The organism is Cylindrospermum sp. FACHB-282, assembly GCF_014697195.1.
Classification (GTDB): Bacteria; Cyanobacteriota; Cyanobacteriia; order Cyanobacteriales; family Nostocaceae; genus Cylindrospermum.
This window is the reverse complement of sequence record NZ_JACJRJ010000081.1, coordinates 1-13,690: the sequence shown is the minus strand read 5'-3', so window position 1 is coordinate 13,690 and position 13,690 is coordinate 1. Positions and strand designations below refer to the sequence as shown.

Sequence of the window (13,690 nt, the reverse complement as noted above, 5' to 3'; positions counted from 1 at the left end):
TTTGAAACTTTCTATACCAAAAACATTTTGCTGAATGAGGGGATCCGCGCTTGGATGGCTCCTCAAGATCAGCCCCACGAACAATTTGTATTCCCTGAGGAGGTATTGCCTCGTGGTAACGCTCTCTAATAGCACTTCGGTTTTAGGCGGTGGACGCGACCAAGAATCAAGCGGTTTCGCTTGGTGGTCTGGTAACGCTCGTTTGATCAACCTATCTGGTAAACTGCTTGGTGCTCACGTAGCCCATGCTGGTTTGATTGTTTTCTGGGCAGGAGCGATGACTTTATTTGAAGTCGCTCACTTCATTCCAGAAAAGCCTATGTATGAACAAGGCTTGATTCTGCTACCTCACGTCGCCACCTTAGGTTGGGGCGTTGGTGCTGGTGGTGAAGTTATCGACACATTCCCCTACTTTGTTGTCGGTGTACTTCACTTAATTTCCTCAGCCGTGCTGGGTTTTGGCGGTATCTATCACGCCGTTCGTGGCCCAGAAACCTTAGAAGAATACTCTTCATTCTTTGGTTACGACTGGAAAGACAAGAACAAGATGACCAACATCATCGGGTTCCACTTGATCATCCTCGGATGCGGTGCGCTCCTGTTGGTTCTCAAAGCAATGTTCTTTGGTGGTGTGTATGACACCTGGGCACCAGGCGGTGGTGATGTTCGTGTCATTACCAACCCAACACTCAACCCAGCGGTGATCTTCGGTTATTTGATCAAGTCTCCCTTCGGTGGCGATGGCTGGATTGTCAGCGTCGATAACATGGAGGATCTGATCGGTGGTCACATCTGGATTGCCTTAATTTGTATTGCTGGCGGTATTTGGCACATCTTCACCAAGCCTTTTGCTTGGGCACGACGTGCTTTTATCTGGTCTGGTGAAGCTTACCTTTCCTACAGCTTGGGTGCTCTTTCCCTGATGGGCTTTATCGCCTCCATCATGGTTTGGTACAACAACACCGCCTACCCAAGCGAATTCTTCGGACCTACTGGCCCTGAAGCTTCTCAAGCTCAAGCTTTGACTTTCTTAATCCGTGACCAACGCTTAGGTGCTAACGTCGGTTCTGCACAAGGCCCCACAGGTCTAGGTAAATACTTGATGCGCTCTCCTACCGGTGAAATTATCTTCGGTGGAGAAACCATGCGCTTCTGGGATTTCCGTGGCCCTTGGTTGGAGCCTCTACGTGGGCCTAACGGTCTGGATTTAGAAAAAATCAAGAATGATATTCAGCCTTGGCAAGCTCGTCGCGCTGCTGAATACATGACTCATGCTCCTCTGGGTTCTTTGAACTCTGTGGGTGGTGTGGCTACCGAAATCAACTCTTTCAACTACGTGTCTCCTCGTGCTTGGTTGGCATGTTCTCACTTTGTATTAGGTTTCTTCTTCCTCATTGGTCACCTGTGGCACGCTGGCCGCGCCCGCGCAGCTGCTGGTGGTTTTGAGAAAGGTATTAACCGTGAGACTGAGCCAGCGATGTTCATGGGCGACCTCGACTAGGTTGCAAGTAAAATTTCATCACTGACAATCAAATGGTTTCTAGGCTCTTGTGTCAAAGCAAGAGCTTTTTTTGTTTTTGGATGTGAGAAAATCGAATTTAGTGCTGGACAGCACGCTACAGGTAGGATGCGTAAAGAGACGCATCAGAACACCATTAAAAAAGCCTAAAATTAGGATGAATTTCTACAGTGCGTAAGTTCTAGTTCTTTATTTTAAACGCACCAGGTAGCTAAGGACGCGCGGTGAGGCGCAGAGTCTTGATGAGGTAATTATGCAGAACTATAATTTTGATGCTTTGCGATGGACAACGGAAGCTAAGACAAAATTGCAGAATATTCCTTTTTTCGTTCGCGCCCAAGCTAAAGCGCGAATTGAGCAACTAGCACGTCAAGCAGGACAAGACATTGTCACAGGGGAATTGGTTGACCAAGCTAGGTTAGAGTTTGGACAATAGGGAGACAGTTAAAAAGTTTAAATTATGGGTGTGAGGGTGATTTTCTATCTAGATTATTCTTTGAAGGAGTCATAAAGATGACAATTGCTCAAAATCGTGCTGATAGAGTCATGCTTTACAACATTAGCTGGCAACAATTTGAAAATCTTCTGCAAGATTTGGGAGAAAGTCGTGCTGCTAGGGTTGCTTATGATGATGGGACTTTGGAAATTATGACACCTTTACCAGAACACGAAGATTATAAAGAAGTAATTAGCGATGCAGTTAAAGATATGGCTGAAGAGTTGGATTTAGACTATACAAGTCTGGGATCAACTACCTGGAAACAACAACGCAAAATGGCTGGGGTGGAACCAGATAATTGTTTTTATTTTCAAAATGAAGCATTAGTTAGGGGGAGGTTAGATTTCGATTTACAACGAGATCCCCCACCTGATTTAGCTTTAGAAATTGATGTTACTAGTAAGTCTTTAAATCGGTTTTCAATTTATGCTCGTTTAGGTGTACCAGAAATTTGGTGTTATGATTCCGGTGAATTGAAGATTTATCTTTTGCAAGATGGGGAATATGTGGAGTCAGAAAAAAGTTTAGTATTTCCAAGTTTAAAAATTCGGGAATTACCAAATTTAATTGAGCAAAATCGGGCAAATGGTAGACGAGCAATCCGGCGGGCGGTGCGAGAGTGGGTGAAGGGTGAGAAGTGAAATCGAGAACGTAAGCAAGCAGCAAGATAGACTTATTTATATAAATATTGGGTTTCGCATAGATCAACATTTAAGGCGTGTCACGCCAGTATGGTGCGTTAGACGCTTTGATTATGTTTTTTGTGACAAATCACATCGAAATATGCGCCTAACGCACCCTACAATAATTTCATTTTTACTATTGTGGTATTAGAGGTTGTTTGAAAAGTATTAGGCGAATATAATAGAGCCTCCGGCACGCTTCGCGAACGCTACTACACTAGCATTGTCCACCTCCGTGGACTAACGCAAAATCAAGGGTTTTCTAACCCACGGAGGTGGGTTTTGTCTGTGTAGCCAAGCCACTGCGTTGGGGAGGCAGCGCGGTGGACGGGAACGCCTGCATAAAGCGACTGCCGTCGGCTCCGCCGACTTGAAGCATGTGGCGCGCGACTTATAGTCGCCAGGGCTAGTAATAAATTAGACTTTTCAAACATCCTCTTAGGGCTTGAAGTTTAATTTCAAATATTGTATATTCAAAGTAGATACAGTATACCATTGAGTAAACGCTTTAAATTCATAAAGCTTTGGTTTTGGGCGTTGAACTTTCTGGAAAATATTTGAAGGTAACTATGACTACAGTTGTTGCCAAATGGGGAAACAGTTTAGCTATTCGGCTTCCTAAAGCATGGGCAGAACAACTTCAGATAAAAGAAGGAACAGACGTAACTTTTAGTATGTCTGGTAATAGTCTTGTAATTACACCCAAAAAGCGCAAAAAATATACACTTAACGAATTGCTGGAGGGGATGACTCCCGAAAAATTTCATCCTGAAATAGATACTGGAATTTCTATGGGGAATGAAGTTTGATAAGTCCTCCATACGTTCCCGGCAGAGGTGACATTGTTAAATTAAATTGTGGGACAGCAAAGCCAGTCTCAGTTGATTTAATTAAACGCATACTAGCTTTGAAAAACTCAGGAATGTCATTTGAGGACATTGCTGAAACGCTTAACGCGGAAATAGCGCCGAAGGGACATAAACAGATGGATTATCGCCCCTTTTTAGTTATGTCACCATTTGAATACAATCAAATGGCTTCTTTAATTGTAGTTTGTCCAATCACTAATTCTACAAAAGGTCTTAGCTTTGAAGTTCCACTGACTGAGGGATTAAAGACTACTGGTGTAGTACTAGCTGATCAAGTTAAATCACTATCTTGGACTACTAGAAAAGTGCTTTTTGTAGAAACGGTTGAACAGGATTTAATTGAAGAAGTACAAGCAAGAATTGAGCCTCTAATTTTATAAAAATAAAATAGAGGACTTAGATTTAACTCTGCAAACATTAATACAAGATAATTCCGACCAGGCAATCATAGTTAGCGATCGCATCTAGTTAAAAAGGGTGTGTTTAACTAGTTTAACGCACCCTACTACATCTTTTCTTCTTCCCGTATATTAGAAGATAAATTTTCAAACCTTTTAGTGCCGTCTTGTGCAATATAAAGAACGCGGTTGACCATATCAAATCCAGCTTTTAATTCTTCATCTATAGCAGTAACAGCTTGTGTGACAATATCAATTTGCTCATTTCTGAGTAAATCACCATCACAAATAAATATTATCCCAGCATGGACTTCATAGCTACGAGCAAATTTTTCAAAATCAGCAACATTAGCTGTTATCTGTGGCTTTTAATTGTGAAAGTTAATTAATGAAAACTATTCCCTGTCTAGGAAATATTTTAGCATTTATAAGAGTGCGTTGAGAAGTTTCTTTATCTGGTGTCAGGGTTTCAATGAGAGAAAACCGCCTCTAGTAAAATACTCTTGCGTTCCTCTCCGCCACGAAAGCACCTCTGGGTGAGACAAAAACCTCTAATTCCCCCATTCCAAAGTAATCTCCAGATTAGCTGTAGAAGTACCTTTAACCAGTAAAGGTGTAAGCTTACCAGAATCAACACCAATATCTATACCAAATTTCACACTAGCTCTATCTGGCTTAACTGTCTGCAATGCTTCGGCAATTTCCCTGGTTAAGGATTCAATAGCAACTGTAACTTCCTTAAAAGGTCGGGTAGCAAAAATCACTTTGCGTTCATCAAGTGGCGTAGCTTCAACTCTGATATTTGTACCATCAGCAAGTTCTACCGAAATAATTCTGGTTTGGAATTCCATGTTGTATTTGACTGGATAATTCTGGTGTTGTAAATGGGAATTTTATGGAATTTTAAATTAAGTAGGACTAAAGCTGGGTGTCACACTCAATGTAAGATTGTAGGGTGCGTCAGAGTCGATAATTCGCTAACAATCAACAGATTTTCCATATCTGACGCACCCTACAAAGCCATGCCAGTTGCATCCTGTTAACCGCTTAACTACCTCCCACGTTCATGGCTGCTAAAATAGCCTTCTGGCTGACATCTTTGTAAACCGTATCTAAATACTTCATTACTACATCACTAGATGGTAAATTTACTATATTTTCCTCTTCTTTAGCTAGGGGAATTGTACCCAATATATCTAATACCGTCTCGTTGCCCGAAGGCACAATTACTACCAAAGAAGACTCTAGGGGTTCATTATATTGCCAAAAGGACTCAGTTTTTATGGCGTATTGGTTTTGAGGAATTGACTGTTGAAGAGTTGGTGTTTGATATTGGGGAGATTCTACATTTTTAGTACTGCGTAAATTCCGTAAATCCCTGATGATTTTGTCCTTCGTGCGTCCGCGTAACTGAAATAAAACAAAGGGGTCTTCACTAAAGCGATCGCCTAACTGATAATAAACTGCACCAACGTGTTTACAAGGGTTTACTTTATCAGGACAAGAGCATTTACTCTGAACATCAGATAGGGTAAAAGGAAATAACGAAAGACCGTTACTTGTAAAAACTTCTTCTATATTTTGTGGCATTTCTCCCGCCAATAACTTAGCAGCAAAAATTGCCCTTTTAGACATAGTTTCAATTACATAACCCCACTCTTCATCACTAAAGGGTTCAAGAGAAAGAGAAACTTTATAAGGTTCCACTTCACTACCTTGTACTTTAGCTAATACCTTTGCACCTTTAAAATCAATGCTCAAAACATTTCCCTGACGGGAATAATTTCTCGCACGTTCCAAACGCTTTTTAAAGCGATAGGAATCTAACAAATCAAGCCACCGTTGTGACCACCATTCTCTACTCGCTTGAAGGGTTCCCAAAGAGTTTTGATTAGTCATTCTGCATCCTCGTCAATTACCGCATTGCGATCAAGTAGTAATAAATTGCGGAGTTGGTCTGTATCCATTTCTGTCAGCCAATCTTCACCTGCACCAACAACTTGTTCTGCTAGTTGTTTTTTACTTTCAATCATGTCATGAATTTTTTCTTCTAAAGTGCCAGTGCAGACAAATTTATGCACTTGCACGTTGCGAGTTTGACCAATGCGAAATACTCGGTCTGTGGCTTGATTTTCTACAGCCGGATTCCACCATCTATCAAAGTGAAATACATGATTTGCCCTGGTTAAATTTAGTCCTACTCCCCCTGCTTTTAGAGACAAAATCATAATTGGTGGCCCTTGGGGGTCATGTTGGAAACGGTCAATCATATCCTCACGTTGCTTTTTGCTGGTGCTACCATATAAAAACAATATTTCTCTTCCTAGTTGTTTTTCTAAATGGGGTTTAAGCAACTTACCCCATTCGGCAAATTGGGTGAATATTAAAGCGCGATCGCCTTCTGCTAAAGCCACATCTAACATTTCCTCTAGCCGCTGAAGTTTGGCTGAATGATGTAAGTCTAATGTAGCTGCTTTTAAATATTGCGCTGGATGATTGCAGATTTGTTTTAGCTTGACTAATAAAGCCAAAATCATCCCCCGACGTTGCAATCCTTCAGCAGAATCAATCTCTGCTAAAGACTCTTCTACCAATTGTTGATAAAGTGTCGCTTGTTCCGGACTGAGTCCGCAAAATACGGTCATTTCTTGCTTCTCTGGCAAGTCTTGAATGATGGTGTGATCAGTTTTCAGACGTCGCAGAATAAAAGGCTGTACTAAAGAACGTAATTGATTTAAAGAAGCCACATCACCATACTTTTCAATTGGCATAGCAAACCGCCGCTGAAAAAATTGCCGATTGCCCAAATATCCCGGATTGAGAAAGTCTAAAATTGACCACAACTCTTGCAGTCTATTTTCTACTGGTGTCCCCGTTAAAGCTACACGAAATGTAGTTTGTAACTGTCGCACTGCCTGGGATTGCTTCGCTTCGGAATTTTTCACATTCTGGGCTTCATCTAATACAACTGCTTGCCAAGAAATGCTCTTTAATGATTTAATATCTCGGTGAATCAGTGAGTAGCTGGTAATAACTAAATCGTACTTTTTGACTGTTTCTGCAACCGCTTTACCTTTGGGGCGTTTATCACCGTGATATTGCAATACTTTGAGTGTAGGAGCGAATTTTTTTACTTCCCTTTCCCAGTTACCTAAAACAGAAGTGGGACAAACTAATAGAGTTGGGTTTTCCAGTGCATTCTGTTCTTTTAGGTGTAGGAGAAAGGCGATGAACTGGACGGTTTTTCCTAAACCCATATCATCGGCGAGACAAGCACCCAATCCCCAACGTTCTAGAAAGGCTAGCCAAGCTGCGCCTCGTTCTTGATAAGGTCGTAATTGTCCCTGGAAACTGGCGGGTGTGGGTAAAGGTTCAATGGACTGATTATTAGTTAGCGCCCCAATTAACTCTTCCAATGCCCCAGACGCCTCAAAGCTGACCACTGGCAATTTTTCAATCACCTGAGTATCACCATTGCTAATGCGTAAAGCATCTTCTAAAGACAGTGCTATTTGGTCTTTACGGGAGGCAAAAAATGATTGGGCTGTCTTAATATCTTGGGGACGCAACTCCACCCATTCGCCGTTAATTTCTACCAGTGGACTATTCAGCTTTACTAATCGATCAAACTCGGCTTTAGAAATTGTTTGCCCACCAATTGCCAATTGCCATTGAAAATTTAACAGACTTTGCAATCCTAAACGTCCCTGTTTTTGCTTTGGTGTTTCGACGGCAATTTTCAAACCCAAACGGTTTGCCCAACCCTCACGGTTTGCTAAACTTGGAGGCAAAATTACCCCTAAACCGCTATCTTCAAATCTCCAAGCAACGGACTTGATAAATTCATAGGCTTGGATGGCGGTGAGGCGACTCTCTTGGGGCGATGGGGTTTCTAAACTGGGTGAGATGGTGGAATACAATCGAGAAGCTAACCCCAAACCCCACAAGAATGTTTCTTGGGGTTCTTCAATTATGCGATTTTGATAGACTAGTTGCTCAACAGGGTTTTGCCAAATAGTTGCTGCATCCACTAAACAATTAGGATCATCTGCCGCTTGGAGGAAATACGCCAAAATCCAATCTGTTTGTCCAGACTCTGGAGAACGCAGTTGAAAACAGGTGCGAAAAAGAGTTTTTCCTGCTAGTTGATATTGCAATGGCATTGTCCAAGCTTTCAGCGCCGCCTCTAGCCGTTCGACTCCAATGGCATCTGCATTGACTGTGTTGGTTTCACTAGTTAAGGCTTGCAACCACTGCCGCACCGCAGATGGTAAAGATGCCATTATCTTGGTTTCGATTGGCAGTTGGGAACCTACCATTTCCCGCACTTGGGCATCTATTGTACTGTTGAGAAAGCCCAGCAATAATTCTTGAGGTTCGGTGGGGAAGTCTATGTAGAGTAGTGATTGGGAAGAGATTTTTTCCATCATTTCCTCTTGTCCCCAGTCAAGAGTCCCCAATTCCTGCTGATAGGTGCGACAAGCTGGGGGCATTTTCGCCGCCAATTTTTCCAGCCGGGTAATGTCCATAGCACTGTCTAGGAGAACTTGCCACTTAGCAACTAGAGAACCATCTGATTGCCGCTGGATGGTTGGTAAAAACTTAGACCGTGAAATTAAGTCTAAACTCCAGCGGGCAACTTGAGACCAAAAGCGTAAATCTCCTCCCAAAAAAGCATCCTCGCCGTCAGCTACACTCAAGGGAAGAGCGGCGAGAAATTTGATTGCTGTGGTGGGATTGAGACAAAAACCCTCGACTTGCCACGGTTGTAGATGTGGTGGAGATTTTGCGTCAACGTCCAAGGTGACAGAATAAGCGGGGGAAATTGCAGTTGTCCCGAATTCATGGCTTTCTGGGATAGGAGTTGGCAGGGCAATTATATGTCCGTAGGTCGGCAAAGTTTTTTCTGTAGAACTTATACTTTTACGTCCTCTGCCGCCACTTACAGCAACTAGGGGTTGTTGGATGAAGTTAGCAAGTTTTGTGTGACGCGAGTGCAACCAGGCATTCAATTCAACTGGTGTCATTGCCAAGGGGTGTGGTGGTATTTCTCTGGATGCAATAGACTCAGAATTGACCTGAGAAGCTCGCCAAGTTTCTCCCCACACAAATAAACAACCGTTTTGATTTTTTAGTAGCCAACTACCGTGTAAAATTGCCATTTGTCAATTTCTCAAATTTGCGCCAAATTAAAGCATTAAATTGCTTATTTGATGATTTAGACTAATTCCTTTATTTTGGTTCCCCGATATTTTTATTTATTTAAATGGAAATATAATTAATTGTGTCAAAGCTAACTACAAGCGGAGCTTAAAAATTATTAGGGGATAATGGCTGTTAACCAATTTATCGGCATAAAATCTGGTAAAAAGGTAGAAATTTGAGGTTTGGCTACGAGGGTCAAAACATCTTATAATCAGGTTAGGCTTGATGAGTGCGGTCTTATATAGAGACATTGCAGGCACATTCTCTACATTACCGTTCGGTGTAGCCACATTTGCTCCCGCTAGGTTTATTGTACAATCTGGGCTGTTGACTTAGGGGATAGAATACCTCAGGGGAGAGGTAAAACTCTTGATCGCCGCTAGTCTTGGCTAGGAGGCGGTGATGCTCAATTTTGTCTTTGAAACTAATATACCTTCAATTAGACTTTGGCTGTTGTTGGGATTGGTGACTATTGAGCAGATTTTTCAGCGGCGAAATTAGCCGATATGCTGTTGGTAGAGGATTTGATCATATATTGTGTGTTGGGTTGACTGACTAGTTAAGCTTCTTGATCTTTGTATGTAACAGAAGCCGGACATAGTGCATAAATGTTAGGATTGCCACAGAGAGAGAATAGCGAAAGAGAAGGAAAAAAAACTGAATGGCAGAAGTTGATAAGTCAATATCCTTCGATGGAAGGGATATTCGACTGAAGGTTGGCCTATTAGCGCCCCAAGCTGGTGGGTCTGTTCTGATACAATCAGGGGATACAGCTGTTTTGGTGACAGCTACGCGATCGCAAGCCAGAGAAGGCATTGATTTTCTTCCGCTGACGGTAGATTATGAAGAAAGACTGTATGCAGCTGGTAGGATTCCCGGCGGGATAATGCGGCGTGAAGGTCGTCCACCAGAAAAAACAATTCTTACCAGCCGTCTGATCGACCGTCCCCTACGTCCTCTGTTCCCTTCATGGTTGCGGGATGACTTGCAAGTTATTGCCTTTACGCTGTCAATGGATGAGCAAGTGCCGCCAGATGTACTAGCAGTTACCGGGGCTTCAATTGCTACTCTGATTGCCCAAATTCCCTTCGATGGGCCAATGGCGGCAGTGCGGGTGGGCTTAGTGGGAGATGATTTCATTATTAATCCCACCTATGCAGAAATTGAAGCCGGAGATTTGGATCTGATAGTTGCTGGTTCACCCCATGGCGTGATCATGGTGGAGGCAGGGGCCAATCAGTTGCCAGAGCGAGATATTATCGAGGCTATCGACTTTGGTTACGAAGCTGTGCGGGACTTAATCAAAGCCCAGCAAGACCTAATGGCAGAATTGGGTCTGGAAATAGTGCAAGCAACGCCGCCGGAAGTAGACCAGACACTGGCAAACTACATCCGCGATCGCGCTAGCAGCGAGATTAAGAAAATTCTGGCACAATTTCATTTAACCAAACCAGAGCGAGATATCGCTTTGGATGCAGTCAAGGATGCGATCGCCACTGGGCTGACTGAACTGCCAGAAGACGACCCAATTCGTATTTCCGCAACGGCTGATAAAAAAGCACTTGGTAATACTTTTAAAGAAATTACCAAACAATTTATGCGGCGTCAAATCGTTGAAGACAACGTTCGCGTTGATGGTCGCAAACTGGATGAAGTCCGTCCTGTTTCTTGTCAAGTTGACGTCTTACCAAAGCGAGTCCACGGCAGCGGTTTATTTAACCGGGGACTAACCCAGGTTTTATCTACTTGCACTCTGGGCACACCGGGAGATGCCCAAAACCTCAACGATGACATGCAACTAGATCAACACAAGCGTTACCTGCATCATTACAACTTCCCGCCTTTCTCAGTCGGGGAAACTAAGCCGATGCGGGCGCCAGGAAGAAGGGAAATCGGTCACGGTGCCTTAGCAGAGCGAGCTATCTTGCCTGTGCTACCATCCAAAGAACAATTCCCCTACGTGATCCGCATCGTCTCGGAAGTACTTTCTTCCAACGGTTCCACCTCCATGGGTTCAGTGTGCGGTTCCACCTTGGCTCTGATGGATGCTGGTGTACCAATTCTCAAACCCGTCAGTGGTGCGGCAATGGGACTGATTAAGGAAGGGGACGAAGTCCGAGTCCTGACTGATATTCAGGGGATTGAAGACTTTTTGGGCGATATGGACTTCAAAGTTGCGGGGACAGATGCCGGAATTACTGCCTTGCAAATGGATATGAAAATATCCGGTTTGTCTTTAGATGTGATTTCCCAAGCTATCCACCAAGCCAAATCAGCGCGGTTACATATTCTGGAAAAAATGCTCCAGACTATCGAAACCCCACGAACTGAAACCTCACCCTATGCTCCACGTCTGTTAACGATCAAGATTGATTCAGACATGATCGGTCTGGTCATTGGCCCCGGAGGCAAGACGATTAAGGGCATCACCGAGGAAACTGGTGCTAAAATTGACATCGAAGATGATGGCACGGTAACAATTTCTGCTGTGGATGAAAGCAAGGCGAAGAGGGCGCGGAACATCATTCAAGGCATGACTCGCAAGCTGCACGAAGGGGATGTATACGTAGGACGTGTAACCCGGATTATACCCATTGGAGCTTTTGTGGAATTTCTGCCTGGAAAGGAAGGGATGATTCACATTTCTCAATTAGCTGACTACCGCGTTGGCAAAGTTGAGGATGAAGTTGCTGTTGGTGATGAAGTGATTGTCAAGGTGCGGGAAATTGACAACAAGGGTCGGATTAATCTGACACGTTTGGGTATCCACCCAGATCAAGCAGTTGCAGCCCGTGAAGCTGCGGCAGTAAATCGTTAAATCGATTGGGGATTTTAGATTTTGGATTAGGGATGAATCGCAAATCTAAAATCCGCGATGCCTTGATGTAGGCATCGCTGTATATTTTTTTCAGTGATGGCACGGAATTTCCCTCTCTCTTAGGGAAAGTCAAAATTGACACTCCCCGCTCTCTCATAGACGGGGATTCTTGGTTCAACGAGACCACTTAAACTAGATTCCTTGCGTTATCTAGCCCAGAGGTGGGACTCTCCCCGAGCGTTAACTTTCGGTCTGCCCGACCGTAGTTGCATGAGTGCAATTCCTGTTTAACTGAAACTTTCTTGTTTCAAAATTCTGATTCGTCTAGCTCCTATGAATCTTTTACCTACTGCTAGGAGGAAACTAGAACAATGCAGTAGAACCGCATAGATTCAGTTGTCAAGGTACAGATTGCCACTAGGCAGTTGGGTTTTTATACAGGTTGATTACCTTTCCTGTTATAAATAGCATAACATCAAACGTCACTGGGGGATAAATCCCCTACCTGGCTTTCATCCCTGGCTTAAAAGACACCAAAACCTAAAAACTTTTTGGGTTTTTAGGTTTTGATTCCAGGGTTTTCAGGCTACTTTTTTATAAAACACCCTCTAACTGAGATTGAGAGCCAGCTTTGATTCGGGAGGAGGGTGGTTGAGTTTTTGACATTATTTATTCAGCTATAGTCGGAGGATGCTTCTTTTTTCGCCCGTGATTCATCTCGCTGCCAAATCAGAGATTATGGCGGGAGCATTCTCACGGAGTTAGGTAAAGTGCTTGGCCTATTGGCTTTTAATTTCACCCAGACAAAGAAGGGAATTGCCAGCAGCTGAGTTGTGGCTGAAAAGACAACTAGTAAGGTGATTGAGCGATCGTATAAAATACCCATTAAGGCACTACCTAAAAACCAGGATAAACCATAGCCAGTGCTAAAAATTCCATAAGCTATAGCACGTTTGTTTTTCGGTACCATTCCGGCGATCGCAGCTTTGAGAACTGATTCTTGCGCTCCCATACCTATACCCCAAAACGCTATCCCTAAAAGAGCAAGGCGGGTATCCCCTAAAAAAACCAATGGCGCAAACAAGGATGATAAAAAAGCTGCAACTATCAGGATATAAATACCCATGCGATCAAACAGATATCCAAATATCAGTGCTGCTATGGCATCTACCCCCATTGCTAGAGCATAAAATAGTGGAATCATTTGCCCAGTAGCAATTCCTTCCTTTTGGAAATGAAAGGCAATCAATGGAAAGTCAGCATATCCAGCGGCAATAATAGCTACTGCACCGAGATAAATCCAAAATATTCGCGGCAGTCCTTCTTCTTTGCTTACAAGAAACAGACGGGAGTTTGAAAGCCCCGGAGGAACAGGCGCACAGCGCCATACTCCGTACTTCAGACCGGGGATGAAAAACGACTCGGTAGGCTTTAGCCTACCTGTAATATATCTGTAATTTCAGGTAGAGTATCAAGCAATTCCTCTACAACTTGGGTAATAGTTGTATCTTTTTTTGCAGCATACAACCGCAGTTTATTCATTCTGCGTTCGGTAATTCTAATGTGTAATTCTTTTTTTGTCATACATGACACAATGACGACACACTTATGTTAGCATACAGGTAAGGAGGCAAAACAAATGTATGGATGCCAGCAAAATTTAATTAATCCAAATGAAGAGTTAAAAGCAGTACTTGAG

The 13,690-nt window shown here is 43.2% G+C and carries 10 protein-coding genes and 2 pseudogenes; 7 read left to right on the top strand and 5 right to left on the bottom strand.

Features of this window, described 5'->3' with window-relative positions; all coding sequences use genetic code 11:
- The 6 genes and pseudogenes from H6G32_RS25455 to H6G32_RS25430 all read left to right on the top strand — a co-directional run.
- A pseudogene (locus tag H6G32_RS25455) lies at positions 1-129 on the top strand (photosystem II D2 protein (photosystem q(a) protein)); the annotation flags it as partial.
- Entirely contained in the window at positions 113-1,501 is a 1,389-nt protein-coding gene (psbC, locus tag H6G32_RS25450) for a photosystem II reaction center protein CP43 (RefSeq protein ID WP_190463422.1), read from the top strand. The pseudogene H6G32_RS25455 and the gene psbC, both read left to right, overlap by 17 nt.
- 271 nt (positions 1,502-1,772) lie before the next feature.
- Positions 1,773-1,955: a PCP reductase family protein gene (locus H6G32_RS25445; RefSeq protein ID WP_190463419.1), complete on the top strand. Its 183-nt coding sequence runs from the start codon at positions 1,773-1,775 to the stop codon at positions 1,953-1,955.
- A 77-nt stretch (positions 1,956-2,032) separates the two neighbouring features.
- Positions 2,033-2,659: a Uma2 family endonuclease gene (locus H6G32_RS25440; RefSeq protein ID WP_190463417.1), complete on the top strand. Its 627-nt coding sequence runs from the start codon at positions 2,033-2,035 to the stop codon at positions 2,657-2,659.
- A gap of 611 nt (positions 2,660-3,270) precedes the next feature.
- Positions 3,271-3,510 (top strand): AbrB/MazE/SpoVT family DNA-binding domain-containing protein, encoded by a 240-nt coding sequence (locus tag H6G32_RS25435; RefSeq protein ID WP_190463415.1) that lies wholly within the window; start codon positions 3,271-3,273, stop codon positions 3,508-3,510.
- The gene (locus tag H6G32_RS25430) at positions 3,507-3,950 is read left to right on the top strand and encodes a type II toxin-antitoxin system PemK/MazF family toxin (protein WP_199328248.1); all 444 of its coding nucleotides are present in this window, start codon (positions 3,507-3,509) and stop codon (positions 3,948-3,950) included. Before H6G32_RS25435 ends, H6G32_RS25430 begins: the two co-directional genes overlap by 4 nt.
- A gap of 569 nt (positions 3,951-4,519) precedes the next feature.
- Here the strand turns inward: H6G32_RS25430 and H6G32_RS25425 are convergent.
- The 3 genes from H6G32_RS25425 to H6G32_RS25415 all read right to left on the bottom strand — a co-directional run bounded on the left by H6G32_RS25425 (position 4,520) and on the right by H6G32_RS25415 (position 9,130).
- A complete protein-coding gene (locus H6G32_RS25425; protein ID WP_190463414.1) occupies positions 4,520-4,819 on the bottom strand; it encodes a CU044_2847 family protein in 300 nt (99 codons plus the stop codon).
- Positions 4,820-5,015: 196 nt separating this feature from the next.
- The gene (locus H6G32_RS25420; protein ID WP_190463412.1) at positions 5,016-5,867 is read right to left on the bottom strand and encodes an SWIM zinc finger family protein; all 852 of its coding nucleotides are present in this window, start codon (positions 5,865-5,867) and stop codon (positions 5,016-5,018) included.
- Positions 5,864-9,130 (bottom strand): DEAD/DEAH box helicase, encoded by a 3,267-nt coding sequence (locus H6G32_RS25415; protein WP_190463410.1) that lies wholly within the window; start codon positions 9,128-9,130, stop codon positions 5,864-5,866. The genes H6G32_RS25420 and H6G32_RS25415 overlap by 4 nt, the downstream gene beginning before the upstream one ends.
- A gap of 704 nt (positions 9,131-9,834) precedes the next feature.
- Here H6G32_RS25415 and H6G32_RS25410 point away from each other — a divergent pair.
- Positions 9,835-11,991 carry a polyribonucleotide nucleotidyltransferase gene (locus H6G32_RS25410; protein ID WP_190463408.1) on the top strand — a complete coding sequence of 719 codons (2,157 nt, stop codon included), beginning with the start codon at positions 9,835-9,837 and terminating at the stop codon, positions 11,989-11,991.
- Between the two features lie 736 nt (positions 11,992-12,727).
- On the opposite strand, the pseudogene H6G32_RS25405 reads toward H6G32_RS25410, so the two are convergent.
- Both H6G32_RS25405 and H6G32_RS25400 read right to left on the bottom strand, forming a co-directional pair.
- Positions 12,728-13,321 (bottom strand): annotated as a pseudogene (locus H6G32_RS25405) (MFS transporter); the annotation flags it as partial.
- 101 nt (positions 13,322-13,422) lie between these two features.
- Complete coding sequence (locus H6G32_RS25400; protein ID WP_190461469.1) at positions 13,423-13,575, bottom strand: hypothetical protein; 153 nt, start codon at positions 13,573-13,575, stop codon at positions 13,423-13,425.
- Between the last annotated feature and the right edge of the window lie 115 nt (positions 13,576-13,690).

Excerpts from the sequence above, each read along its gene's own strand:
- H6G32_RS25445 (WP_190463419.1), top strand. The coding sequence starts at position 1,773 with ATGCAGAACTATAATTTTGATGCTTTGCGATGGACAACGGAAGCTAAG.
- H6G32_RS25425 (WP_190463414.1), bottom strand. The coding sequence starts at position 4,819 with ATGGAATTCCAAACCAGAATTATTTCGGTAGAACTTGCTGATGGTACA.
- H6G32_RS25435 (WP_190463415.1), top strand. The coding sequence starts at position 3,271 with ATGACTACAGTTGTTGCCAAATGGGGAAACAGTTTAGCTATTCGGCTT.
- H6G32_RS25420 (WP_190463412.1), bottom strand. The coding sequence starts at position 5,867 with ATGACTAATCAAAACTCTTTGGGAACCCTTCAAGCGAGTAGAGAATGG.
- H6G32_RS25410 (WP_190463408.1), top strand. The coding sequence starts at position 9,835 with ATGGCAGAAGTTGATAAGTCAATATCCTTCGATGGAAGGGATATTCGA.
- H6G32_RS25400 (WP_190461469.1), bottom strand. The coding sequence starts at position 13,575 with ATGACAAAAAAAGAATTACACATTAGAATTACCGAACGCAGAATGAAT.
- H6G32_RS25440 (WP_190463417.1), top strand. The coding sequence starts at position 2,033 with ATGACAATTGCTCAAAATCGTGCTGATAGAGTCATGCTTTACAACATT.
- H6G32_RS25415 (WP_190463410.1), bottom strand. The coding sequence starts at position 9,130 with ATGGCAATTTTACACGGTAGTTGGCTACTAAAAAATCAAAACGGTTGT.